The sequence below is a fragment of the Kitasatospora sp. NPDC059408 genome, from assembly GCF_042751525.1.
Classification (GTDB): Bacteria; Actinomycetota; Actinomycetes; order Streptomycetales; family Streptomycetaceae; genus Kitasatospora.
The window spans coordinates 85,488-111,288 of record NZ_JBHYWI010000016.1 but is presented as its reverse complement, the minus strand read 5'-3'; the positions used below and the strand labels follow the sequence as shown (position 1 = coordinate 111,288).

At 74.5% G+C, this 25,801-nt stretch carries 12 protein-coding genes; 10 read left to right on the top strand and 2 right to left on the bottom strand.

Going from position 1 to position 25,801, the window contains the following annotated elements:
* The first annotated feature begins 99 nt into the window (after positions 1-99).
* The 6 genes from ACFXDE_RS13605 (at position 100) to ACFXDE_RS13580 (ending at position 19,595) form a co-directional block, all read left to right on the top strand.
* Entirely contained in the window at positions 100-1,560 is a 1,461-nt protein-coding gene (locus ACFXDE_RS13605; RefSeq protein ID WP_380493872.1) for a methyltransferase, read from the top strand.
* Between the two features lie 193 nt (positions 1,561-1,753).
* The gene (locus ACFXDE_RS13600) at positions 1,754-15,487 is read left to right on the top strand and encodes an amino acid adenylation domain-containing protein (RefSeq protein WP_380493870.1); all 13,734 of its coding nucleotides are present in this window, start codon (positions 1,754-1,756) and stop codon (positions 15,485-15,487) included.
* A gap of 55 nt (positions 15,488-15,542) precedes the next feature.
* Entirely contained in the window at positions 15,543-15,758 is a 216-nt protein-coding gene (locus tag ACFXDE_RS13595) for an MbtH family protein (protein WP_380441082.1), read from the top strand.
* Positions 15,755-16,840: a diiron oxygenase gene (locus ACFXDE_RS13590; protein WP_380493867.1), complete on the top strand. Its 1,086-nt coding sequence runs from the start codon at positions 15,755-15,757 to the stop codon at positions 16,838-16,840. Before ACFXDE_RS13595 ends, ACFXDE_RS13590 begins: the two co-directional genes overlap by 4 nt.
* 97 nt (positions 16,841-16,937) lie before the next feature.
* Positions 16,938-18,218, top strand: a complete 1,281-nt coding sequence (locus ACFXDE_RS13585; protein ID WP_380493865.1) for an MFS transporter — start codon at positions 16,938-16,940, stop codon at positions 18,216-18,218.
* A gap of 42 nt (positions 18,219-18,260) precedes the next feature.
* Positions 18,261-19,595, top strand: coding sequence for a condensation domain-containing protein (locus ACFXDE_RS13580; RefSeq protein ID WP_380493863.1), 1,335 nt, complete (start codon positions 18,261-18,263; stop codon positions 19,593-19,595).
* A 71-nt stretch (positions 19,596-19,666) separates the two neighbouring features.
* On the opposite strand, the gene ACFXDE_RS13575 is transcribed toward ACFXDE_RS13580, so the two are convergent.
* Together ACFXDE_RS13575 and ACFXDE_RS13570 are read right to left on the bottom strand one after the other, a co-directional pair.
* Entirely contained in the window at positions 19,667-21,100 is a 1,434-nt protein-coding gene (locus ACFXDE_RS13575) for an aminobutyraldehyde dehydrogenase (RefSeq protein WP_380441072.1), read from the bottom strand.
* A gap of 62 nt (positions 21,101-21,162) precedes the next feature.
* A complete protein-coding gene (locus ACFXDE_RS13570; protein WP_380493860.1) occupies positions 21,163-22,407 on the bottom strand; it encodes a cytochrome P450 in 1,245 nt (414 codons plus the stop codon).
* Between the two features lie 239 nt (positions 22,408-22,646).
* Here ACFXDE_RS13570 and ACFXDE_RS13565 point away from each other — a divergent pair, with 239 nt between their 5' ends.
* Genes ACFXDE_RS13565 through ACFXDE_RS13550 form a run of 4 tightly spaced genes read left to right on the top strand, consistent with a single transcriptional unit; the run spans position 22,647 to position 25,799 of the window.
* Positions 22,647-24,008: a Rieske 2Fe-2S domain-containing protein gene (locus ACFXDE_RS13565; RefSeq protein WP_380493858.1), complete on the top strand. Its 1,362-nt coding sequence runs from the start codon at positions 22,647-22,649 to the stop codon at positions 24,006-24,008.
* Between the two features lie 30 nt (positions 24,009-24,038).
* The gene (locus ACFXDE_RS13560) at positions 24,039-24,608 is read left to right on the top strand and encodes an aromatic-ring-hydroxylating dioxygenase subunit beta (protein WP_380441064.1); all 570 of its coding nucleotides are present in this window, start codon (positions 24,039-24,041) and stop codon (positions 24,606-24,608) included.
* Between the two features lie 43 nt (positions 24,609-24,651).
* A complete protein-coding gene (locus ACFXDE_RS13555) occupies positions 24,652-24,933 on the top strand; it encodes a hypothetical protein (RefSeq protein ID WP_380493856.1) in 282 nt (93 codons plus the stop codon).
* The gene (locus ACFXDE_RS13550) at positions 24,930-25,799 is read left to right on the top strand and encodes an FAD binding domain-containing protein (RefSeq protein WP_380493854.1); all 870 of its coding nucleotides are present in this window, start codon (positions 24,930-24,932) and stop codon (positions 25,797-25,799) included. Before ACFXDE_RS13555 ends, ACFXDE_RS13550 begins: the two co-directional genes overlap by 4 nt.
* Positions 25,800-25,801: the final 2 nt, after the last annotated feature.

The following is a 25,801-nucleotide window of genomic DNA, read 5'->3' as shown; positions in this document are numbered from 1 at the left end:
GACCGTTCGCGGCTCCAGGTAAATGGCGCAGCAGTGGCCCGCCGTTCGCGGGCGGACCTCCGTTTCCGGCACCCCGATCCCGGAGTTGATGCTGTGTCAGTGCGAGAGCGTGAGCACGAGAACGACGCCCGGCCGGACCTGTCCGGCGTGGTCGCCGCCGCGCTGGCCCCGTTGGTGCCGGTGCGGGCGGTGACCGTGCGGGCCGACGGGGCCGGGGCGCGGCGGCTGCTCGTCGAGGTGCTGCCCGAACCCGGGCCGGCGGGTGACGAGGACGACGAGGCCGTCGTGGTCGAGTCCTGGCAGGCCGTGTTCGAGGACGCGTACGGGCTGGTCGCGGACGACGACGGTCCGGAGGCGGGCCGGCTGGCGGGCTGGACGGACAGCTTCACCGGCCGGCCGATCGTCGCCGCGCACATGGCCGAGTGGGTGGACACCACGGTGGAGCGGCTCGCCCGGCTCGGGCCCCGCGCCGTCCTGGAGATCGGTGCCGGCACCGGGCTGCTCGCGCGGCCGCTGGTCGAGCGGCTCGGCGTCCGCGAGTACACCGCGACGGACTTCTCCGCCGAGGCGGTGCGCCTGCTGCGCCGGCTGGGCGACGACCTGCGCCGGGGCAGGCCGGAGGCCGTGATCACGGTGGCGGAGGCCGCGGCCGACGTGCCCGCCCCGCCGGCCGCGGCGCCGGGCGGTTACGACACCGCCGTCGTCAACTCGGTCGTCCAGTACTTCCCTTCGGTGGCGTACCTGGAGTCGGTGATCGCCGCGACGCTGCCGCGGATGGCGCCCGGCGGGCACGTGTTCCTCGGCGACCTGCGGGACTCCCGCCTGCTGGAGCACTTCGCGGTGCTCAAGCACGAGCTGCGGCGGGAGCCGGGACCGCGCAGCGGCCTGCGCCTGGACCACGTGGCGGTCGAACTCGCCGGTGACGTCGAGCTGAGCGTCGACCCCGGCTACCTGGCGGACCTGCCGCGGCGCTTCCCGGCGATCACGGCGGTCGAGCTCGCCCCGCGCCTGGGCGCGGCGCCCACCGAGATGACGCTGTTCCGCTACGACGCCGTCCTGCACGTGGGCTGCCCGGCCCCGGCGGAGGCCGGCCCGTGGCGGCCCGCCGCCCGGATCGGGCTCGACGAGCTCGACTGGCTGCTGGCGGGCGACGCCGCGGCGTTCGGCGTCAGCGGGATCGCCAACGCCCGCCTGGGCGAGGCCCGCCGGCTGCACGCGGCCCGCCGGGCGGAGCCGGTCGACGGGCCGGGCGCGCCCGGCCTCGACCCGGAGGCCGTCCACCGGCTGGCCGAACGGCACGGGCGGCCCGTCCGGCTGCGCTGGAGCCTGGACGGCCGGCCGGGGGACTACGACGCGTGGTTCCCGGGCCTGGACGCGGACGAGCAGGCGCACTACCGGGTCGCGGTGCCCGCCGCGGCGCCGGGCGCGGGGTGCCGTCAGCAACTGGTGCCGCCCGCTGTCTCGGAGGACTGGCGGCGGGCGGTGTGCGAGGCGCTCGCCCGGCACGCCCCGGACGCCGGCGAGCCGCCGGAGGTCGAGTTCGTCCTGGCGCTCGGCTGACCGACGGCCACGGCCCTGGTGGACGCCCGGCCCCTCGGGCCATGATGCGCTGCGACGGCTTCGGCGGTGCCCGGCCGTCCGTCCGCGCGCTGTGCCGCGTGCCCTTCCCCGTAGTGCCCTTCTCCCTTGTGATGCCCCTGCGCCCGCCTGCCAGGGAGCCCCCGAAGCCCCACGATCCCGCTGAGGTGACGCCATGCCGACCAACCCCGACCAGCCCTTCGCCAGTGAGCCCCGAGTGCCTCGGACGGCGCGCGAGGAGGTGCTGTGCGGGCTGTTCGAGCAGGTGCTGGAGCGGCCGCGGGTCGGGGTGGAGGACGACTTCTTCGACCTCGGCGGGCACTCGCTGCTGGCCACCTGGCTGCTCGGGCGGATCCGGGCGGTCTTCGGGGTGGAGATCGGCATCCGGGACTTCTTCGACGCCTCGACCGTCGCGGGCGTCGCCGAATTGCTCGACAGCGGCGCGGCGGAGAAGCGGGCGCCGCTGCAGGCGATGGCGCGCCCCGAGCTGCTCCCGCTCTCGTACGCCCAGCAACGCCTGTGGTTCCTCCGGGAGTTGGAGGAGGGCGCGGCCGTCTACAACGAGGTCGTCGCGGTTCGGCTGCGGGGTGCGCTGGACGAGGGGGCGCTGCGGGCGGCGCTGGAGGACGTGGTGGGGCGGCACGAGAGCCTCCGGACGGTCTTCCCCGCGGTGGACGGCGTGCCGTGGCAGCAGGTCGTGCCGGTGACGGGCGAGCCGCTGGTGCCGCTGGAGGTGCGGGAGTGTGCCGAGCGGGAGCTGACCGGGCTGGTCGACGCGACCGTGGCCCGGGCCTTCGACCTGGCGCACGAACTGCCCCTGCGGGCCTCGCTGTTCCGGACGGCGCCGCAGGAGCACGTGTTCCTGCTCGTGGTGCACCACATCGCGTGCGACGGCTGGTCGATGGGGCCGCTGCTGCGTGACCTGGCCGCCGCGTACGACGCGCGTGGCGCGACGGGCGAGGCGCCGGTCTGGTCGTCGCGACTCCCGGTGCAGTACGGGGACTACGCGCTGTGGCAGCGGGAGGTGTTGGGCGAGGAGGACGATCCCGGTTCACTGATGGATCGTCAGCTCGACTTCTGGCGCGAGCGGCTGGAGGGCCTGCCGGAGGAGCTGGCGCTGCCGTCGGACCGTCCGAGGCCCGCCGTCGCGACCTTCGCGGGCGACACCGTGGCCCTCGCGGTACCCGCCGACGTGCACGCCGGGCTGGTGGCGCTGGCGCGGGAGTGCGGCGCGACGCTGTTCATGGTGCTGCGGGCGGGGTGGGCGCTGCTGCTGTCGCGGCTGGGCGCCGGGGCGGACATTCCGATCGGCACGGTGGTGGCGGGCCGGTCGGACGAGGCGTTGGACGAGCTGATCGGCTTCTTCGTCAACACGCTGGTGCTGCGGACGGACCTGTCGGGCGATCCGAGCGTGCGCGAGCTGCTGCGCCGGGTGCGGGAGGCGGACCTGGACGCCTTCGGGTGCCAGGAGGTGCCGTTCGAGCGGCTGGTCGAGGTGGTGAACCCGGTCAGGTCGGCGGCCCGGCACCCGCTCTTCCAGACCATGGTGGTGCTGCAGAACAACTCCTGGACGACCTTGCGGTTGCCGGGCCTGGAGACCGAGGAGTTCCGGGTGGACCACCGGATCTCCAAGTTCGACCTGTCCCTGGACGCCTGGGAGCACTTCGCCGAGGACGGGCAGCCGGCCGGCCTCGGTGGCCAGTTGGAGTACGCGAGCGACCTGTTCGACCGGCCGACGGCCGAGGGGCTGGTGGAGCGGTTCGTCCGGGTGCTGGCGGGGATGGTGGCCGATCCGGACGTCCGGGTGGGTGCGCTGGAGGTGCTGGAGCCGTCGGAGCGGCACCGGTTGCTGGAGGAGTGGGCCGGTGTCGTCGAGCCGGCGGCCGACCCCGAACCGGTGCACCGGCTGTTCGAGCGGCAGGTGCGGACGAGCCCGGACGAGCGCGCTCTGGTCTGTGAAGAGCGGGAACTGAGCTATGGCGAGCTGAACGCGCGGGCGAACCGGGTGGCGCGGGAGCTGGTGGCGCGGGGTGTGGGGCCGGAGGTGCGGGTCGCGGTGCTGTTGCCGCGGTCGGTGGAGTCGGTGGTGGCGCTGCTGGCGGTGTTGAAGGCGGGTGGTACGTATCTGCCGATCGACGCGGAGTATCCGCGTGAGCGGGTGGAGTTCATGCTGGCGGACGCGGCTCCGGAGGTGCTGGTCACCGATCGGGAGCTGGGCGCCGGGTATCCGGGTGTCGCTCAACTGCTGCTCGATGACGAGGCGGTGGCACGGAACGCTGATGAGGACCTCGCGGTGGCCCTGGCTCCGCGGCACGCGGCGTACGTCATCTACACGTCGGGTTCGACGGGCCGGCCCAAGGGCGTCGTGATCGACCACGGCAGCCTCGCCAACCTCTGCCACCACTACGAGGTCACCACCTACGCCGAACTGCTGGCCGCCACCGGCCGGGAGCGGGCGAGCGTCGCCACGACGGCCCCGCTCGCGTTCGACTCGTGCTGGGTGGCGCTGCTGGCCATGTTCGTCGGCCACGAGCTGCACCTGCTGGACGACGAGACCCGACGCGACGCCGCGCGGCTGGTGGAGTACCTGGACCGGGCCCGGGTCGAGTTCCTCGACACCACTCCGGGTTACGCGGCGGAGCTGGTCGAACAGGGGCTCCTGGACGGGGAGTCCGGCTTCGCGCGCATGCTGAACGTCGGCGGCGAGGCGGTGTCGGAGTCGCTCTGGCGACGCGTGCTGGCGACGCCGGGGTGGACCGGGCAGAACACCTACGGCCCGACGGAGAACACCGTGGACGCGCTGATGGCGTGGTTCGCCGTCGCGCCGTCGCCGGTGCTGGGCCGGGCGACGACGAACACGCGGGCCTACGTGCTGGACGCCGGGCTGCGGCCGGTGCCGGCCGGGGTGATCGGGGAACTGTACGTGGCCGGGGCGCAGGTGGCGCGCGGCTACCTGGGGCGCCCCGGGCTGTCGGCGTCGCGCTTCCTGCCGGATCCGTTCGGCGGTCCGGGGGAGCGGATGTACCGCACCGGGGACCTGGTGCGGTGGACGGCGGACGGCCAACTGGTGTTCCTGGGCCGGGCGGACGACCAGGTGAAGGTGCGCGGGTTCCGGATCGAGCTGGGCGAGGTGTCGGCGGCGCTGGAGCGCTGCGCGGAGGTCTCGGCCGCCGTCACCGTGGTCCGGGAGGACCGCCCGGGGGACCGCCGGCTCGTGGCGTACGTCGTCCCCGCCGCCGGAGCCGCGCCGGATCCCGCCGCCGTGCGCAGGGAGGCGGCGTCGGCGCTGCCGGAGTACGCGGTGCCGTCGGCGGTGGTGGTGCTGGAGGCGCTGCCGCTGACGGGGAACGGCAAGGTGGACCGCCGCGCCCTGCCCGTGCCGGAGGCCGAGGTGCACGTCACGCGGGCGCCCCGGGACGCGCGGGAGGAGGTGCTGTGCGGGCTGTTCGAGCAGGTACTGGGCCGTGCGCGGGTCGGGGTGGAGGACGACTTCTTCGAGCTGGGCGGGCACTCGCTGCTGGCGACGCGCCTGGTCAGCCGGGTCCGTTCGGTGCTCGGCGTGGAGCTGGGCATCCGCGACCTGTTCCAGGCGCCGACCGTGGCCGGGCTGACCGCCCTGCTCGACCAGCGCGGCGCGGTGGCCCCGCGGCCGCCGCTGCGGCCCGTCGAGCGGCCCGAGCGGCTCCCGCTCTCGTACGCCCAGCAGCGCCTCTGGTTCCTGCGCGAGTGGGAACGGGCGAGCGGCGCCTCGACGTACACGGTGCCGACCGCACTGCGGCTGCGGGGCGCGCTGGACGAGGGTGCGCTGCGGGCGGCGCTGGAGGACGTGGTGGGCCGGCACGAGAGCCTGCGGACGGTGTTCCCGGTCGTCGACGGCGTGCCGTGGCAGCAGGTCGTGCCGGTGACGGGCGAATCGCTCGTCCCGTGGGAGGTGTCTGCGTGCGGCCGGGAGGAGCTCGACGAGCGGCTGGCGGCGGCGTCCGGCCACGGCTTCGACCTCGCGAATGAACTCCCGCTCCGGGCCTGGCTGTTCAGGATCGCCCCGGAGGATCACGTGCTGCTCCTCGTGGTGCACCACATTGCGTGCGACGGCTGGTCGATGGGACCGCTGCTGCGCGACCTCACCGCCGCCCACGCCACCCGCAGCACGACCGGCGACGCTCCGGGGTGGTCCGAACTCCCGGTGCAGTACGGCGACTACGCGCTGTGGCAGCGCGGCGTGCTGGGCGCGGAGGACGATCCCGAGTCCTTGACGAACCGTCAGATCGACTTCTGGCGCTCGCGGCTGTCCGGCCTGCCGGAGGAGCTCACGCTGCCCACCGACCGGCCGCGGCCCCTCGAACCGGGCTTCGCCGGCGGCGTGGTCGACGTGGCGGTGCCGGCGGAGGTGCACGCCGGGTTGGTGGCGCTGGCGCGGGAGTCCGGGGCGACGCTGTTCATGGTGCTGCGGGCGGGGTGGGCGCTGCTGCTGTCCCGCCTCGGGGCCGGCACCGACATCCCCGTGGGCACGGTGGTGGCGGGCCGTTCGGACGAGGCGTTGGACGACCTGGTCGGGTTCTTCGTCAACACGCTGGTGCTGCGGACGGATCTGTCGGGCGATCCGAGCGTGCGCGAGTTGCTGCGCCGGGTGCGGGAGGCGGACCTGGATGCGCTGGGCAGTCAGGACGTGCCGTTCGAGCGCCTGGTCGAGGTCCTGAACCCGGCCAGGTCGGCGGCCCGCCACCCGCTCTTCCAGACCATGCTGATCCTGCAGAACAACGCGTGGTCGGAGCCGGGCCTGTCGGGCCTGCGGGTCGACGAGATCCCGGTGGACCACCGGATCGCGAAGTTCGACCTGTCCGTCGACTTCTGGGAGCAGGCGGGCCCGGCGGGTGAACCGGTCGGGCTCGGCGGTCAGTTGGAGTACGCGAGCGACCTGTTCGACCGGTCGACCGCCGAGGACCTGGCCCGCCGGTTCGTCCGGGTGCTCGCGGCGATGGCGGCGGAGCCGGACGCCCGGGTGGGCGCGCTGGAGGTGCTGGAGCCGTCGGAGCGGCACCGGTTGCTGGAGGAGTGGGCCGGTGTCGTCGAGCCGGCCGTGGACCGTGAACCGGTGCACCGGCTCTTCGAGGAGCAGGCCCGGAGCCGCCCGGACGAGCGGGCGCTGGTGTTCGGCGGCCGGGCCTGGACCTTCGGCGAGCTGAACGCGCGGGCGAACCGGGTGGCGCGGGAGCTGGTGGCGCGGGGTGTGGGGCCGGAGGTGCGGGTCGCGGTGCTGTTGCCGCGGTCGGTGGAGTCGGTGGTGGCGCTGCTGGCGGTGTTGAAGGCGGGTGGTACGTATCTGCCGGTCGACGCGGAGTATCCGCGTGAGCGGGTGGAGTTCATGCTGGCGGACGCGGCTCCGGAGGTGCTGGTCACCGATCGGGAGCTGGGTGCCGGCTATCCGCACGTCGCTCAACTGCTGCTCGATGACGAGGCGGTGGCACGGCACGCCGATGAGGACCTTGCGGTGGCCTTGGCTCCGCGGCACGCGGCGTACGTCATCTATACCTCGGGTTCGACGGGCCGGCCCAAGGGCGTCGTGATCGACCACGGCAGCCTCGCCAACCTCTGCCACCACTACGAGCGCGTGACCTTCGCCGGTCACCGGGCCCGCTCGGGCGCCACCCGGATCCGCATGATCTCGACCGCGCCGCTGGCCTTCGACTCCAGCTGGACCCCGGTGCTCGGGCTGTTCCTCGGCCACGAACTGCACCTGACGGACGACGACGACCGCCGCGACGCCGCCCGACTGGCCGAGTACATCGGGCGGGAAGGCATCGAGCTGCTGGAGACGACGCCGGGCTACGCCGCCGAACTGGTCGAGCAGGGCCTGCTGGAGGCGGACCCGCGCTCGCCCCGGACCCTCGTGGTCGGCGGCGAGGCGCTGCCGGAGTCGCTGTGGCGCCGGATGCTGGACGCGCCGGGGTGGACCGGGCAGAACACCTACGGCCCGACGGAGAACACCGTGGACGCGCTGGCGGCGTGGTTCGGCGACACCGACGGGCCGCTGCTCGGGCGGGCGACGACGAACACGCGGGCCTATGTGCTGGACGCGGGGCTGCGTCCGGTGCCGGTGGGCGTGGCAGGCGAGTTGTACCTCGCCGGGGCGCAGGTGGCGCGCGGCTACCTGGGCCGCCCCGGGCTGTCGGCGTCGCGGTTCCTGCCGGACCCGTTCGGTGGTCCGGGGGAGCGGATGTACCGCACCGGGGACCTGGTGCGGTGGACGGCGGACGGCCAACTCGCCTTCCTGGGGCGGGCGGACGACCAGGTGAAGGTGCGCGGGTTCCGGATCGAGCTCGGTGAGGTGTCGGCGGCGCTGGAGCGCTGTGCGGACGTCGTCACCGCGGTTGCGGTGGTCCGGGAGGACCGCCCGGGAGACCGGCGGCTCGTCGGGTACGCGGTGGCGCGCGAGGGCGCGGCCGTCACGGGTGCCGAGGTGCGGCGCGAGCTCGGCGCGCTCCTGCCGGAGTATGCGGTGCCGTCGGCCGTCGTGCTGCTGGAGGCGCTGCCGCTGACCGGCAACGGCAAGGTGGACCGCCGTGCGTTGCCCGCGCCGGAGGCCGAGGTGCATGTCACGCGGGCGCCCCGGGACGCGCGGGAGGAGGTGCTGTGCGGGCTGTTCGAGCAGGTGCTGGGCCGTGCGCGGGTCGGTGTGGAGGACGACTTCTTCGCGCTCGGCGGGCACTCGCTGCTGGCCATGCGCCTCGTCGCCCGGGTCCGCTCGGTGCTCGGCGTGGAGCTGGGCATCCGCGACCTGTTCCAGGCGCCGACCGTGGCCGGGCTGACCGCTCTGCTCGACCAGCGCGGGGAGGCCGACCCGAGGCCGCCGCTGCGGCCCGTCGAGCGCCCCGAGCGGCTCCCGCTCTCGCACGCCCAGCAGCGCCTCTGGTTCCTCGGGACCGTGGACAGCGAGGCCCGGACGGCGACGTACGCGATGCCGTTGACCGTCCGGCTGCGGGGTGCGCTGGACGAGGGCGCCTTGCGGGCGGCGCTGGAGGACGTGGTGGGCCGGCACGAGAGCCTGCGGACGGTGTTCCCGGTCGTCGACGGCGTGCCGTGGCAGCGGGTCGTGCCGGTGACGGGCGAACCGCTCGTGCCCTGGGAGAGCGTGGCGTGTGCGGCGGAGGCCGTCACCGGCCTGATCGACGGGGCCGTGCACGGCGTCTTCGACCTCGCGAGCGAACTCCCGCTCCGGGCCTGGCTGTTCCGGATCGCTCCCGATGAGCACGTGTTCCTGCTGGTGATGCACCACATCGCGTGCGACGGCTGGTCGATGGAACCGCTGCTGCGCGACCTCACCGCCGCGTACGCGGCCCGCAGCGGGACGGGCGAGCCCCCGGCGTGGTCCGAACTCGACGTCCAGTACGGCGACTACGCGCTCTGGCAGCTCGGCGTGCTGGGTGAGGAGGATGACTCCGATTCACTGATGAACCGTCAACTCGACTTCTGGCGCGAGCGGCTGGCCGGCATACCGGAGGAGCTGGCGCTGCCGTCGGACCGTCCGAGGCCCGCCGTCGCGACCTTCGCGGGCGACACCGTGGACCTCGCGATACCCGCCGACGTGCACGCCGGGCTGGTGGCGCTGGCTCGTGAGAGTGGTGCGACGTTGTTCATGGTGTTGCGGGCGGGGTGGGCGGTGCTGCTGTCCCGCCTTGGGGCCGGTACCGACATCCCCGTCGGTACGGTGGTGGCGGGTCGTTCGGACGAGGCGTTGGACGAGCTGATCGGGTTCTTCGTCAACACGTTGGTGCTGCGGACGGATCTGTCGGGCGATCCGAGTGTTCGCGAGCTGGTGCGCCGGGTGCGGGAGGCGGATCTGGATGCGCTGGGCAGTCAGGACGTGCCGTTCGAGCGGCTGGTCGAGGTCCTGAACCCGGTCCGGTCGGCGGCCCGGCACCCGCTCTTCCAGACGCTGCTGATCCTGCAGAACACCACCTGGTCCGAGCTGGACCTGCCCGGACTGGAGACCGAGGACGTCCCGGTCGAGCACCGGATCGCCAAGTTCGACCTGTCGGTGGACTGCTGGGAGCTGACGACGGCGGCCGGCGGGCCGGGCGGGATCGGCGGCGAGCTGGAGTTTGCGACGGACCTGTTCGACCGCTCGACGGCGGAGACGCTCGCGCGGCGGTTCGTCCGGCTGTTGTCCGGGATGGTGGCGGACCCGGACGCCCGGGTGGGCGTGCTGGAGCTCCTGGAGGACTCGGAGCGGCACCAGTTGGAGGAGTGGGCCGGTGCCGTGGCGCCCGAGCTCGACGTCGAGCCGGTGCACCGGCTCTTCGAGCAGCAGGCGAGGACGCGCCCGGCCGAACGCGCTCTGGTGTTCGGCGACCACGGGCTGAGCTTCGGTGAGCTGAACGCGCGGGCGAACCGGCTGGCTCGCGAGCTGGTGGTGCGAGGTGTGGAGCCGGAGTCGGTGGTGGCGGTGGCCCTGCCGCGCTCGATGGACGCCGTGGTGTCCGTGCTGGCGGTGCTGAAGGCCGGTGGGACGTACCTGCCGGTGGATCCGGGGTATCCGCGGCAGCGCGTGGAGTTCATGCTGGCGGACGCCCGTCCGTCGCTGGTGCTGACCACGTCGGCGCTGGGGATCGACGGGCCGTGCCTGCTGCTCGACGATCCGACGGTGATGGACGCCGTGGCGGCACATGGAAGCGAGGACCTGCCCTGCCGGGTCCACCCGCAGAACGCCGCTTACCTGATCTACACGTCCGGCTCCACCGGCACCCCCAAGGCCGTCCAGGTCCCGCACGCCGGCCTCGCCAACCTCGCCCGGCACCTCGACCGCTCGGTGCTGGCCGACCACCTCGCCGCGACGGGCCGCTCCCGGGCCCGCGTCGCGAGCACGTCGTCGTCCTCCTTCGACGCGAGCTGGCAGTCGCTGAGCGCGCTGTTCCTCGGACACGAGCTGTACGTGCTGGACGAGGAGACCCGCCGGGACGGCCCCGCCGCCGTGGCGGACCTACGCCGCGCGGGCGTCGACCTGCTGGACACCACGCCCGCCTACGCGGCGGAACTGGTCGAGGAGGGACTGCTCGACCCGGATCCGGCCGAGGGCCTGCCCGTCGTGCGGACCCTGCTCCTGGGCGGCGAGGCGCTCCCGGCACCGCTGTGGGAGCGGTTGCGCGCGACGCCCGGCCTGGTCGCGCACAACGCGTACGGACCGGCCGAGTGCACCGTCGACACGGTGATGACGCCGCTGTCGGCGGCCGGTTCGCCGGTCCTGGGCCGGGCGACGACGAACACGCGGGCCTACGTGCTGGATGCGGGGCTGCGTGCGGTGCCGGTGGGGGTGCCGGGCGAGTTGTACCTCGCCGGGGCGCAGGTGGCGCGCGGCTATCTGGGCCGCCCCGGGCTGACGGCGTCGCGCTTCCTCCCGGATCCTTTCGCCGGTCCGGGGGAGCGGATGTACCGCACGGGCGATGTGGTGCGGTGGCTGCCGGACGGCCAACTCGCCTTCGTGGGGCGGGCGGACGATCAGGTGAAGGTGCGCGGTTTCCGGATCGAGCTGGGCGAGGTGTCGGCGGCGCTGGAGCGCTGTGCGGACGTCGTCGCCGCGGTCGCGGTGGTCCGGGAGGACCGCCCTGGGGACCGTCGGCTCGTCGGCTACGTCGTCCCGGTCGCGGGGGCCTCACCCGATGCCGCCGCCGTGCGCGGCGAGGTCGCGTCGGTGCTGCCGGAGTACGCGGTGCCGTCGGCCGTCGTGGTGCTGGAGGCGCTGCCGCTGACGGGCAACGGCAAGGTGGACCGCCGTGCCCTGCCCGCGCCCGCGGTCGTCGCGCAGGTCGCGCACGCCCCGCGCGACGCCCGCGAGGAACTCCTCGCCGGGCTCTTCGCGGAGATCCTGGGCGTGCCCAGGGTCGGTGTGGACGAGGACTTCTTCGCGCTGGGCGGGCACTCCCTGCAGGCCATCCGCCTGCTCGTCCGGGCCAGGGCGGCGCTCGGCGTGGAGCTGGGCATCCGCGACCTCTTCCAGGCGCCGACGGCCGCCCGGCTCGCCGCGCTGCTGCAGTCGCGGACCGCAGCGCCGCACGAGCCGCTGGTCGCGGTGGAGCGCGGCGAGCGGACGCCGCTCTCGTACGCCCAGCAGCGCCTCTGGTTCCTGCGCGAGTGGGAGGGCACCGGGAGCGCCTCGACGTACACGGTGCCGACCGCGCTGCGACTGAAGGGGGCACTGGACGAGGGGGCGCTGCGGGCGGCGCTGGAGGACGTGGTGGGCCGGCACGAGAGCCTGCGGACGGTCTTCCCGGTGGCGGACGGCTCGCCCTGGCAGCACGTGGTGCCGGTGACGGGCGAATCGCTCGTCCCCTGGGAAGCGGCCGGCTGCGCCCCGGAGGACCTGCCCGGGCGGATCGCCGGCGCGGCCGGGCACGAGTTCGACCTGGCGCGCGAACTTCCGCTGCGCGCCTCGCTGTTCCGCGTCGCACCGGACGAGCACGTGTTCCTGCTGGTGGTGCACCACATCGCGTGCGACGGCTGGTCGATGGGCCCGCTGCTGCGCGACCTGACCGCCGCGTACACGACCCGCCGTGCGAGCGGCGGGGCTCCGGCCTGGTCCGAACTCCCCGTCCAGTACGGCGACTACGCGCTCTGGCAGCACCGGGTACTCGGCGAGCCGGATGTGATGGACCGTCAGCTCGCCTTCTGGAAGGACCGTTTGCGCGGCCTGCCGGAGGAGCTGGCGCTGCCGTCGGACCGTCCGAGGCCCGCCGTCGCGACCTTCGCGGGCGACACGGTGGACGTCGAGGTGCCCGCCGACGTGCACGCGGGACTGGTGGCGCTGGCGCGCGAGTCCGGGGCGACGCTGTTCATGGCGCTGCGGGCGGGCTGGGCGCTGCTGCTGTCCCGCCTCGGGGCCGGGGCGGACATCCCCGTCGGCACGGTGGTGGCGGGCCGTTCGGACGAGGCGCTCGACGACCTGGTCGGGTTCTTCGCCAACACCCTGGTGCTGCGCACCGACGTCTCCGGCGACCCGAGCGTCCGGGAGCTGGTGCGCCGGGTGCGGGAGGCGGACCTGGAGGCGCTGGGCAGCCAGGACGTGCCGTTCGAGCGGCTGGTCGAGGTGCTCAACCCGGTCCGGTCGGCGGCCCGGCACCCCCTCTTCCAGACCGCGCTCGTGCTGCAGAACAACGCGTGGACCGAGGCCGGGCTGCCGGGTCTTGAGGTCGAGGAGGTCCCGGTCGACCTGCCGAACGCCAAGTTCGACCTCGCGGCCGGCCTCTGGGAGCGCCGGACCGGCGACGGCGGGCCGGGCGGGATCGGCGGCGAGCTGGAGTTCGCGACGGACCTGTTCGACCGCTCGACGGCGGAGACGCTCGCGCGCCGGTTCGTCCGGCTGTTGTCCGGGATGGTGGCGGACCCGGAAGCCCGGGTCGGCGCGCTGGAGCTCCTGGAGCCCGCCGAGCGGGCCGCCCTCCTGGCCCACGGGACGGGAGCCGTGCGCGCTGCGGACTCCGGCCTGCTCGCCCACCAGGTGTTCGAGGCGAGGGCGGCGGAGCAGCCGTCCGCGCCGGCGGTGGTCGACGGGGACCGCGAGGTGAGCTTCGGTGAGCTGAACGCGCGGGCGAACCGGTTGGCGCGGGAGCTGGTGGTGCGGGGTGTCGGGCCGGAGTCGGTGGTGGCAGTGGCGCTGCCTCGCTCCACAGACGCTGTGGTGTCCGTGCTGGCAGTGCTGAAGGCCGGTGGGACGTACCTGCCGGTGGATCCGGGATATCCGCGGCAGCGGGTGGAGTTCATGCTGGCCGACGCCCGTCCGTCGCTGGTGCTCACGACGTCGGCGCTGGGGATCGACGGGCCGTGCCTGCTGCTGGACGACCCGACGGTGACGGCCGTCGTGGCGGCACATCCGAGCGAGGACCTGCCTAGCCGGGTCCACCCGCAGAACGCCGCCTACCTGATCTACACGTCCGGCTCCACCGGCACCCCCAAGGCCGTCCAGGTCCCGCACGCCGGCCTCGCCAACCTGGTGGCCGCGTCCGCGGCGAAGCTGCGCCTCGGTCCGGGCCGCTCGCTGCTCCAGCTGGCCTCGCCGGGCTTCGACGCGGCCGTCTACGAGTGGGCCAACGCGCTGCTGGCCGGAGCGGCGCTGGTGCTGCCGCCCGCCGACGCGCGGTCCGGCGAGCCGCTCGCGCGGGTGCTGGCGGAGCGCGGTGTCACCCACGCCGTCATCACGCCCGCCGTCCTCGCGACGCTGCCCGCGCGGTCGGCGGCGGACCTGGGCGGACTGGCCGTCCTGGTCGTCGCGGGCGAGGCCCTGCCCGGCGAGCTCGTGGCGCGGTGGGCACCCGGCCGGGAGCTGATCAACGCCTACGGGCCGACCGAGACCACCGTCTGCGCGACCGCCAGCGAGCCGCTGCGGCCGGACGGCGGGGCGCCCATCGGCCGCCCGCTCGACGGCACCCGGGTCTACGTGCTGGACGCCGGGCTGCGGCCGGTGCCGGCCGGCGTGGCCGGCGAACTGTACGTCGCCGGGGCGCAGGTGGCGCGCGGCTACCTCGGGCGTCCCGGGCTGACGGCGTCGCGCTTCCTCCCGGATCCCTTCGCGGGGCCGGGCGAGCGGATGTACCGCACGGGAGACCTCGTGCGGTGGACGGCGGACGGCCGACTCGTCTTCGTGGGCCGGGCGGACGACCAGGTGAAGGTCCGTGGAGTCCGGATCGAGCCGGGCGAGGTGTCGGCGGCGCTGGAGCGCCGCGCGGACGTCACCGGCGCCGTCGCCGTGGTCCGGGAGGACCGCCCGGGAGACCGGAGGCTGGTCGGCTACGCGGTGGTGCGCAAGGGCGCGGCCGTCACGGGCGCCGAACTGCGCCGCCACCTGGGCACCGTCCTGCCGGAGTACGCCGTCCCGTCGGCCGTCGTGGTGCTCGACGCGCTGCCGCTGACCGGCAACGGCAAGGTGGACCGCGGCGCCCTGCCCGCCCCCGAGGCCGAGGTGCGCGTCACCCGCGCGCCCCGGGGCGCCCGCGAGGAGGCGCTCTGCCGGCTGTTCGCCGAGGCGCTCGGCCTGCCCGAGGTCGGGGTGGAGGACGACTTCTTCCACCTCGGCGGCCACTCCCTGCTGGCCACCCGCCTCGTCACCCGGATCCGCGCCGAGCTCGGCGAACCCGCCGAGCTGACCGACCTGTTCCGCGCCCCGAGCCCGGCCGGACTGGCCGCCCTGCTGGACGGCGGCCCGGCCGCGGACCCCGGGGTGCTGGTGCGGCTCGGCGGCGAGGGCGACCGGCCGCCGCTGTTCTGCGTCCACCCGGTGACCGGCCTCGGCCGCTGCTACACCGGCCTCGCCGACGGGCTGCCGGACCGCCCGGTCTACGGCCTCCAGGCCCGCGGGCTCGACCGTCGCGCCGAGCGGCCCGCGGACCTGGCGGCGATGGTCGGGGACTACGTGGACCGGATCCGCGAGGTGCAGCCGGCCGGCCCCTACCACCTGCTCGGCTGGTCGACCGGCGGGAACATCGCGCACGCCATGGCCTGCGCGCTGCGCGCCGCCGGTGAACAGGTGCGCCTGCTGGCCGTGTTGGACGCCTACCCGGTCGAGAGCGGACACTGGGGCGCGGAACCCGAGGACGTCGACGCGGCGCTGGTCGCCGACCTGCTCGGCCGCGAGGGCGGCGGGTTCGCCCCCGGCGCCGCCGCGCTCGACCACCTCGCCGCCACCGCGACGGCCGTCGTCCGGGCGGTGGCGGACGCCCCGACCGGACGGTTCGACGGCCGCGTGCTGCACGTCACCGCGACCCTCGGCCGGTCCGGGGACGCGCCCGGCGCCGAGGCCTGGGAGCCGTACGCGGCCGGCGGGATCGACCGGCACGAGGTCGCGGCCGAGCACTTCGACCTGACCCGCCCCGAGCCGCTGGCCGCGATCGCCCGGTTCGTCGCCGAGGCCCTGGACGGGTGCTGAGCCCGTCCCCGTCCCCCCCGTGATCACCCGACCGAAACCACCGAAGGGAAACACCGTGTTCGACAGCGACACCGCCCGCTTCCACGTCGTCCTCAACCACGAGGAGCAGTACTCCGTCTGGCCCGAGGACCAGGAGATCCCGGCCGGCTGGACCGCCGAGGGCACCACCGGCACCCTCGACGAGTGCACCGCGCACATCGACCGGGTCTGGACCGACCTGCGCCCGCTCAGTCTGCGCCGGCTGATGGCGGAGCAGGCCGGGCGGGCGTGACGCCCCCGCCCCGGGACGACCGGCCGCCCCGGCCGGCGGCGCCCCGGCTCCCGACCGCCCTCGCCGGGCTGGCCGACCTCCGGGTCGACACCCCGGTGACCGCCGTCCTCGGCTGGGAGCGCTCCACGGCCGGCTCGGGGCTCGCCCAGCTGTACGAGGGCGCCAAGCTCGCCCAGTGGAACGCCGCCACCGACATCGACTGGTCGCTGGACGTCCCCTTCGGCGAGCCGCTGCCCGCCGGCTCGGCGTACGCGCTGGACTCGCTGCGCGCCTCGCCGATCGGCCGGCGCGGGCCCCGCGCCTGGGACGACTTCCGCTGGCAGACCCAGGCCTGGACGGTCTGCCAGTTCCTGCACGGCGAGCAGGCGGCGATGCTCGCGGGCGCCCGGCTGGCCGAGGTGCTGCCGGACATCGAGGCGAAGCTGTGCGCCGTCAGCCAGGCCGGGGACGAGGCCCGGCACGCGGAGGCGTTCGGGCGCTACGTCGGGGAGCACGTCCCCGAGCCGTACCCGGTCTCGGAGGGGCTGCGGCGGCTGTTCGCGGACGCGCTCGGGGCCACCGAGTGGGACCTCCTCGCGCTGGCCGTCCAGTGCCTGGTCGAGCCGCTGGCACTGGCCGGCTTCCGGCTGGCGGAGGCCACCTTCCACGATCCGCTGATCAAGCAGATCACCGCCCGGGTGGCCCGGGACGAGGCCCGCCACGTCTCCTTCGGGGTGCTGCTGCTGCGCGACGTCGTCCCCGGGCTGTCGGCGGCCGAACTGGCGCGGAGGGAGGACTTCCTGCTGGCGTCCGTCGAACTCATGCGCCGCCGCTTCCTGCTGGGCGACCTGTGGGAGCGCTTCGAGGTCCCGGCCGCCGAGGGCACGGCCTTCGCGCTGGCCGACCCCGGCCTGGCCGGCTACCGGCAGATGCTGTTCTCCCGGGTGGTGCCCATGCTCGCCCGGATCGGGCTGCTCACCCCGCGCGTGATGCGCGGCCTGGAGTCGATGGACCTGCTGAGCCGCCTGAGCGCGGACACCGTCGCCCGGGTCCGGCGGGAACGGGCGGCGCTCGGTGCGCGGACCGGCCGTGTGCACACCTGATCACTTGTCGTCGACGATCCGACCTGAGTACGGTCGCTGACCGTGTCCGGTCCACCACGGCCGTCGCACCGCGGCGGCCCCGAACAAGAGGTCCCACATGGCCCAGTCCCCAGACACCGACCCTGCCGAGAAGCCCCAGGGGCTCTGGCGCAACCGCGACTTCGGGCTGCTGATCAGCGGTCAGGTGGTCTCGTTCCTGGGGAGCCAGGTCCAGGTCTTCGCGCTGCCGCTGCTGGTGCTCGCCGTCTCCGGCTCGCCGACCCAGGCCGGGCTCGTGATGGGCCTCAGCTCGCTGTCCTGGCTGCTCTTCGGCCCCTTCGCGGGCGCGCTGGCGGACCGCTGGGACCGCAAGACCACGATGATCCTGTGCGACCTGGGCCGCGCCGTGGTGACGGTCAGTGTGCCGCTCGCCATGTGGCTGGACGGCCTGACGGTCGCCCAGCTGTGCGCGGTGGCCGTGCTCAACGGGGTGCTGGAGACGCTCTTCGAGTCGGCCAACTCGGCGGCCCTGCCGAACGTCGTCGGCGCCGGGCAACTGGGGGCGGCGCTCGGCCGGTTCGAGACCGCGACGAACACCGTGCGGATCGGCGGCGGCATGGTCGCCGGCGCGCTGTACTCGCTCGGGCGGGCGGTGCCGTTCGTGGTGGACGCGGTCTCCTTCGTGCTCTCCGCGATCTCGCTGCGCTTCACCCGGGCGAAGTTCCAGGAGGAACGCAGCGAGGAGACCCCCGCCGGCCTGCTGAAGGAGGTCCGGGCCGGCCTGAGCTGGCTGATGGGCCAGCCGCTGATCCGCTTCCTCGCGCTGATCTCGGCGGCGGACGCGATCCGCTACGGCGCCGGCTACCTGGTGATCATCACGCTGGCCGAGCGGATCGGCGCCTCGCCCACCGAGATCGGGTTCGTCTTCACGGGGGCGGCCGTCGGTGCGATGGTCGGGGCGCTGGTCTCCAGCCGGGTCAACGACCGCTTCCCGCTGGGCCGCATCGCCACCGTGACGCTGTGGGTCGAGGCGCTGATGTTCCCGCTCTACGCCGTCGCCCCGAACGCCTGGCTGCTCGGTGCGGTGGCCGCCGCGGAGTCGGTGCTGGCGCCGGTGTACATGGTCGCGCTGTCCAGCTACCGGCTCGCGGCGACCCCGGACCACCTGCGCGGGCGGGTCTCCAGCGCGGTGCAGACCCTCGGCATGAGCGCGATGTCCCTCGGCGCGCTGATCGGCGGCGTGATGATCGACGGCCTCGGCCCGCGCACCACCACGGTGATCTTCGGCGGCTGGCTGATCCTGCTCGCGGTGCTGACCACCGTCAACCGTGCGGTGCGCCACTCCGCCGGGACCGCCCGCCCGGCCCCGGTCACGGAGGCCGCGCCGGCCCAGTCCTAGGGCCTGACCCCAAGGCCCCGCCACCACCAGAAGGGCTCACACATGACCGTCCTCAGGACCGTCGACGCCACACCCGGGCAGCGGCTGCTCTGGATGATGGAGCACTACCGCGGCGCCGACACCCCGCTGAACGTCAACGCCTGCTACCGGCTGCGCGGCCCGCTCGACCGGCCCGCGCTGCGGACCGCGCTGGACCGGCTCGTCGAACGGCACGAGGCGCTGCGCACCACCTACGAGTCGGTGCGGCGCAGGCTCGTCCAGCACGTCCACACCCCCTGGCCGGCCGCGCTGGTCGAGGAGGAGGTCGGGCCGGAGCCCGAGGCGCTGGCCGAGGCGCTGCTGCGGCACGCCCGGCACCGGCACGACCTGGCCGTCACCCCGCTGCACGCCGCGCTGCTGACGGTCGGGCCGGAGGAGTCCGTGCTGGTGCTGAACATCCACCACCTGTCCACCGACGGCTGGTCGGGCGGGGTGCTCTCCCAGGAGCTCGGGCGGCTGTACCGGCCCGGCGGCGAGGCGGCGGCGGAACTCGGCAAGGCGGCCTGGCAGTTCGCCGACTTCAGCGAGTGGCAGCGGCAGCGCTACGAGGACGGCGTGCTGGCGGAGAGCCAGAAGTACTGGCGCGACACCCTGGCCGGGGCCGAGGCGCCCCGGCTGCCCGGCACGTCGGCGATCCGCGACGGCGTCGGCCAGCTGCCCGGACTGGCCGCCCTCACCCTGGAGCCGGAGCTGGTGGCGGGCCTGACGGCGCTGTGCCGCAAGCAGCGCTCGACGATCTTCGTCGCCGCCCTGGCCCTGTTCGCCGGCGTGCTGTACGGCCGGGAGGGGCAGCGGGACGTCGCGCTCGCCTCGATGTTCGCCAACCGCACGCGGCCCGAACTGGCGGGCACTGTCGGCTTCCTGTGCAACCTGCTGGTGCTGCGCCTGGACCTGGAACCGCAGGCGGGCTTCCTGGAGGTGCTGCGCTCGACCCGGGACACCGTGCTGGACTCGCTCGCCCACCAGGAGGTCCCGTACCACCTCGTGCCGCAGGGCCGGGGGGAGCGGGGCGAGGGGCTGGAGAACATCCTGTTCCAGGTCGCGGTCGGGCCCGAGTACGCGCTGAGGCTGAGCGGCCTGGAGGTCACCCAGGTCCACCCGCCGGGCGGCATGGCGAGCCGGTTCGACCTGGAGTTCGTGCTGATGCCCACCGAGGACCGGATCGAGGGGCAGGTCTGGTACGACCGCCGCCGCTTCGACCCGGCCTGGGTCGAGGGCCTGACCGCCGACTTCCGGCGGCTCGCGGAAGCGGCCGTCGCCGAGCCCGGACGGCCGCTGGCGGAGCTCGTCGCGCGGCTCGCGCAGGACGCTGTCCGAGTGCGCGGCGGCGGCAGTTGAACACAGGCGTGACACCGAAGGGGCCCGAGCGTCGAAACGCTCGGGCCCCTTCGGTGTTCCGGCCGGCCGGGCTACTCGCCCAGGTGGTGCATCACGTGCTTCACCCGGGTGTAGGCCTCGAACCCGTACACCGACAGGTCCTTGCCGTACCCGGAGTGCTTGAAGCCGCCGTGCGGCATCTCGCTCGGGAAGCCGAGGTGGGTGTTGACCCAGACGCAGCCGAAGTCCAGCCGGCGGGTGAACCGCATCGCGCGGGCGTGGTCGGTGGTCCACACCGCGGAGGCCAGGCCCTGCTCGACGCCGTTGGCGAGGGCGACCGCCTCGTCCTCGTCGGCGAACGGCTGCACGGTGATGACCGGCCCGAAGACCTCCCGCTGCACGATCTCGTCGTCCTGGCGGACGTCGGCGATGACCGTCGGCGCGTAGAAGTACCCGGCCTCGCCCACCCGGTGGCCGCCGGTGACGACCCGCGCGTGGGCGGGCAGGCGGCGGACGAAGCCGTCGACCCGGGCCAGCTGGTCGGCGTTGTTGAGCGGCCCGTACAGCGCGCCGGCGTCGTCCGGCGGGCCGGGGCGGGCCGCCTGCGCGGCCTTGGTGAGCGCCACCAGCAGGTCCTCCTGGACCGCCCGGTCGACCAGCACCCGGGTGGCGGCCGTGCAGTCCTGGCCGGCGTTGCCGTACGCCCCCTCGACGATCTTCGCGGCGGCGGCCGGGAGGTCGGCGTCGGCGCAGACCACGACCGGGGTCTTGCCGCCCAGTTCCAGGTGGACCCGCTTGAGCCCGGCCGCCGCGTCCCGCGCGACCTCCGTGCCCGCCGCGACCGACCCGGTCAGCGACACCAGCGCCGGGACGGGGTGGCGCACCATGAGCCGCCCGGTGTCCGGGCCGCCGCAGACCACGTTGAGCACCCCGGGCGGCAGCACCTCGGCGGCCAGCTCGGCGAGCAGCAGGGCCGTCTCGGGGGTGGTCTCGGCGGGCTTGAGCACCACGGTGTTGCCCGCGGCCAGGGCGGGCGCGCTCTTGAGCACGGCCATCAGCAGCGGGAAGTTCCACGGCGCGAGCTGCGCGCAGACGCCGACCGGCTCCCGGCGGGTGTAGGAGGTGTGGCCGGGGGAGTACTCGCCCGCGGCCAGGCCCTCCAGCACCCGGGCGGCGCCGGCGAAGAAGCGCAGCTGGTCGACCATCAGCGGGGTCTCGCCGGCCGCCGCCGCGCTGCCGGTGCTGCGGGCCTCGGCGGCGGCGAACTCGTCGAGCCGGCCCGCGAGGGCGTCGGCGATGCGCAGGAGGGCGTCCTGGCGCTCGGCGGGGCTGGTCCAGCGCCACTGCTCGAAGGCGGTGGCGGCGGCCCGCATCGCCCGGTCGACGTCCTCCTCGCCGCTGTCGGGCGCCAGCAGGTACGGGGTGCCGGTGCAGGGGTCGAGCAGTTCGGTGTACGTGCCGTCGGCGGGTTCGGCGGACCGGCCGTCGACGAAGTTGCCGAGGCGGGGCAGGCGGGGAGGGGTCATCAGCGCTCCTGTGGGTCGGCGGTGGCGGCGGGGTCGGCGGATCCGGGGGCGGTCGTCGCCGCTCAGGCGCTCACCCGCAGCGACGTGAAGCCGTGGAAGCCGAGGTTGTTGTTCCAGTTGAAGCCGTCCTGCGAGACGCGCAGCGCGGGCCAGCGCCGGTACAGGGTGGCGAGGGCGATCCGGAGGGTCTGGCGCACCAGCGGGTCGCCGAAGCACAGGTGGCGGCCGGCGCCGAAGGTGAGGTGGCGGTTGGGCAGCGGGCGGTCGAGGACGAGCTCGTCGGCCCGGTCGAAGGCGGCGGCGTCGCGGTTGGCGGAGCCGACGTAGAGCATCATCGGGCGGCGGGCCGGCAGCACGATCTCCTGGCCGGCGGCGGTGGTGTAGGAGAAGTCCTCGCGGGCGACCCGGCCGACGAACTGGACCGGGGTGCAGAAGCGCAGCAGCTCCTCGACGGCCGGGCCGACGGTGGCCGGGTCCAGCAGCAGGTCGCGCTCGTGCAGCGGGCGTTCCTCCAGGGCCTGCACGCTGTTGCCGATGAGGTAGCGGATCGAGGCGACCCCGGCGAACAGCAGGAGCGCGGCCTGGGCGACGACGTCCTCGTCGCTGAAGCGGTGGCCGTGGACCTCGGTGGTGCGCAGCGTGTGCAGCAGGCCGTTCTGCTCCTCGGAGAGCTTGGCGCACTCGGGGGAGGCGAGGAACTCGGCGAGTTCGCGGGTGCTGGTGCGGGTGCGGTCGAGGTGCTCGACGGTGACCTTGGTGGAGCCGAAGAGGTAGGCGATGTCGTCGGTCCAGCGGGTCAGCTCGGGGTGCGCCTCGACGGGCACGCCGAGGACGTCGGCGATGACCATGGCCGGCAGCGGGAAGGCGAAGTCGGTCATCAGGTCGAAGCCGGCCGGGTCGACGGCGTCGAGCAGCCCGTCGACCAGCCGCTGTATCCGGGGCTCCAGCGCGGCGTCCGTGAAGGGGACGTAACTGCGGTTGGCCTGGCGCCGGTTCTTGGTGTGCTCGGCGCCGTCGTGGAAGGCCAGCCAGCGTTCGTAGACGCCGAGCATGTCGGCGTAGTCGGTGCGCTGTTCCTCGGGCAGGAACCAGAGCGGCACTGCCGCCCGGGCGTTGGAGAGCCGCTCGTCCTTCATCAGGGCCAGGCAGTCGGCGTAGCCGAAGAAGAGCCAGGCCCCGCCGAAGATCTTCTCGGAGCGGTACGCCGGGTGCTCGGCGCGCATTCGGTCGTAGAAGGAGAAAGGGTCGGGAATGTACTCGAAGTCGTTGTGCGAGAAATCTTCGGCGGCGAGCGCGTGGGTGGCCAAGGAAATTCCTCCGGGCGGGATTCGGGTCGTGGACGGCCTCAGTGGACCAAAGGCGCCGAACGCCTGACAAGGCGTCACCGGTGAACGGTGATCGGGCCATCGCCCGAGGTCAGCGCGGTGTTCGGGCGGCTGCGGTTGGACACTGGCCAGTGCGCGGCGGGACGGCCTAACCTGCGTTTTCGCGTCCCCCGCTTTCCCTGTTGTTTTCCCCCGTCCGCCGACCGGCCCGTGGAGTACGGATGGCTGAAGCTCTGCCCTGGCAGGAAGTCCTGCCCGGATATCCGCTGGACCGTCGGGCGTTCTCCGACGAAGCGGTCCTCGACCGGGAACTGCGCCGGGTGTTCCGGGAGTCCTGGCAGTTACTGGCGTTCGCGTCGGAACTGCCCGACGCCGGCGACTACCTGGTCCGCACGCTCGGCAACGACAGCGTGATCGTGGCCCGCGACGAACAGGGCCGCTTCACCGTGCTGCTCAACTCGTGCAGCCACCGCGGCACCCAGCTGTGCCGGGCGACGTTCGGCAACGCCGCGCACTTCCGGTGCAGTTACCACGGCTGGACGTTCGCCAACGACGGCCGCCTGGTGGGCGTGCCCGCGCTGCGCAGCAACTACCCGGAGGACTTCCGCAAGGACCGCTACGACCTGCCCCGGGCCCGGGTGACCTGCTACCGCGGCTTCGTCTTCGCGACCTGGAGCGAGAGCGCCCCGCCGCTGGAGGAGTACCTGGGCGACGCCCGCTGGTACCTGGACGCGCTGCTCGACCTCGCGGGCGGCGAGTGGGAGGTGTACGGGCCGCCGCAGCGCTCGGTGACGACCGGCAACTGGAAGGTCGTCACCGACAACTTCGCCGGCGACGGCTACCACATGGGCACCACCCACCAGGCCGCGTTCGAGCAGGGCATCTACGGCTCCAGCCTGGCCGACGGCACGCTCGGCAAGGGCGAACTGGAGCTGATCGGGATCAACGTCCCCACGCCGCAGGGGCACGCGGTGCGGGCCGGCTACGTCGTCGAGAAGGGCCGGCGCACCCTGCCGGCCAAGGTCGAGGACCCGGCCTACATCGGCTACCCGCGCGAGGTGTGGGAGGCGTTCACCGCCGGGCAGACGCCCGAGCAGGTGCGCTTCAACTCGCACTGCGAGGTCGTGCACGGCGTGCTGTTCCCGAACGCCGCCTTCCTGAGCGTCTCGCACGACCGGGCGATCGGGCGCGAGGACGACCCGCTGACCAAGTACTTCGTGTGGCGCGTGCACAACCCGATCGACGCCCGGCACACCGAGTGCCTCTACTGGACGCTGGTGCCCAAGCGGCACGTGGACGAGGAGTGGAAGCGCCGCTCGTACGCCTTCCAGGCCCGCTCCCAGTCGGCCGGCGGAATCCTCTTCGAGATGGACGACTTCGAGAACTTCGCCCGGATCGACGCCGCGATCGGCGGCACGGTGGCCGACGGCGCCCCGCTGGACCTCTCGCTCGGCCTCGGCCTCGGCGAACCGGTGCCGGACTTCCCGGGCCCCGGCCGCGCCGAGTACCTGACCCTGTCCGAGCAGAACCAGCGGGCCTTCTACCGCCGCTGGGCCGAGCTGATGGAGGGCGACGATGCGTGAGGCCGCCCGCACCGCGTTCGGAGGGCGACGATGAGCGAGCCCGTCCGCACGGACCACCAACCCGCTTACGAGCTCCAGCCGTTCCCGCCGCGCGGGGCCCGCCAGGTCGAACTCGACGCCTCCGCGGGCGCTTTCCTCACCGAGGAGTCGGCCGCCCTGGACGAGGGCCGCCACCAGGACTGGCTGGACCTCCTCGACGAGCGCTTCCTCTACCAGGTGCCCGTCCCGCTGCTGCGCGAGGACCCGGCCCTGCCCCGGCACAGCGACCGGGCGCTGCTGTTCGAGGCGACCAAGCACATCCTCGCGATGAAGCTCGGCCGCACCGGCCTGCGGCACGCGTGGTCCGACCGCCCGGGCGGGGTGACGCGCCACTTCATCAGCGGCGTGCGGGTGTTCGCCGCGCCCGAGGCTGACACCTGGCGGGTGGAGTGCAACGTGCTCGCCTCCTGGACGCGGGGCCGGGGCGAGGCCGCCCTCGCCACCGCCGCCCGGCACGACATCGTGCGCTGCCTGCCCGGCGCCGGCTACCGGCTGCTGCGGCGCCGGGTCCTGCTGGACACCGAGGTCGCCACGCACCAGCAACTCTCGATCATCTTCTAGCGCGGGCCGGCACGCGCCGGCCCGCGGGAGGCGAGGCAGCGGCATGAACGGGCTGGCCTGGACGGCCGAGGAACGCCGGGAGACCGAACTGTGCCGGATCTGCTGCGAGTCGGCGGCGGTCACGGTGTCGAGCTACCCGACCGGGAACGGGACCCGGCTCAAACTCGTCTCGGAACGCTCCGGCGCGGCCGTCCTCCTGGACGCCACCGTGCTGGACGCCCTGTGCCACCTGACCCCGGAGCGCGCCGCCGACCTGGTCCGCGAGCGCACCGAGGGCGCCGGCCCGGCCGAGGGGGACGCCACCGCCGTAGGAGTCGCCCCGTGAAACCCGCACCCTTCGAGTACCGGGCCGCCGGCACGCTCGACGAGGCCCTCGCCCTGCTCGACCCGCCCGGGCACAGCATCGCCCCGCTGGCCGGCGGGCAGAGCCTCGTGCCGCTGCTCAACCTGCGCCGGGTGCGGCCCGCCGTGGTGCTCGACCTCAACCGGCTGACCGAGCTGGCCGGCGTCGAGGTGACCGGCACGGCCGTGCTGGTCGGGGCGATGACCCGGCTGCACGACCTGGAACGGCACGAGGGGCTGCGAGCAGCGCTGCCCGTCGTGCCGCAGACCGCCGCCCGGGTGGCGCACCGGCAGATCCGCCACCGCGCGACCCTCGGCGGCTCGCTCTGCCACGCCGACCCCGCCGCGCAGCTCGCGGCCACCGCGGTCGCGCTCGGGGCGACGCTGCGGCTGCGCCGGGCGGGCGGTGAACGGACCGTGCCCGCCGAGGAGTTCTTCACCGGGCCGCACCGCACCGTCCGTCGGCCGGACGAACTCCTGACCGCCGTCTCCTTCCCGCGCAGGCCCGGCTTCCGCTACCGCTTCGAGTCCGTCACCCGGCGCGGTGGGGCGGGCTTCCCCCTGGTCGGCGTGTGCGTGGGCGTACGGCTGGAGGCCGGCGCGGTGGCCGAGGCCCGCATCGCCGCCTGCGGGGTGGCCGACCGCCCGCTGCGGCTCACCGGGGCCGAACAGGCCCTGGCCGGGTACGGCGCCGCCGCGGCGGACGGCGCGCTGGGCGAGGTCGCCGACGCGGCCGTCGCCGGCACCCGCCCGCCCTCCGACCTCCACGGCAGCGCCGGGTTCCGGGGCGACCTGCTGCGCGCGGTCCTCCGCCGGGCCGCCGTCCACCTGCTCACCGAGGGGAGCTAGCC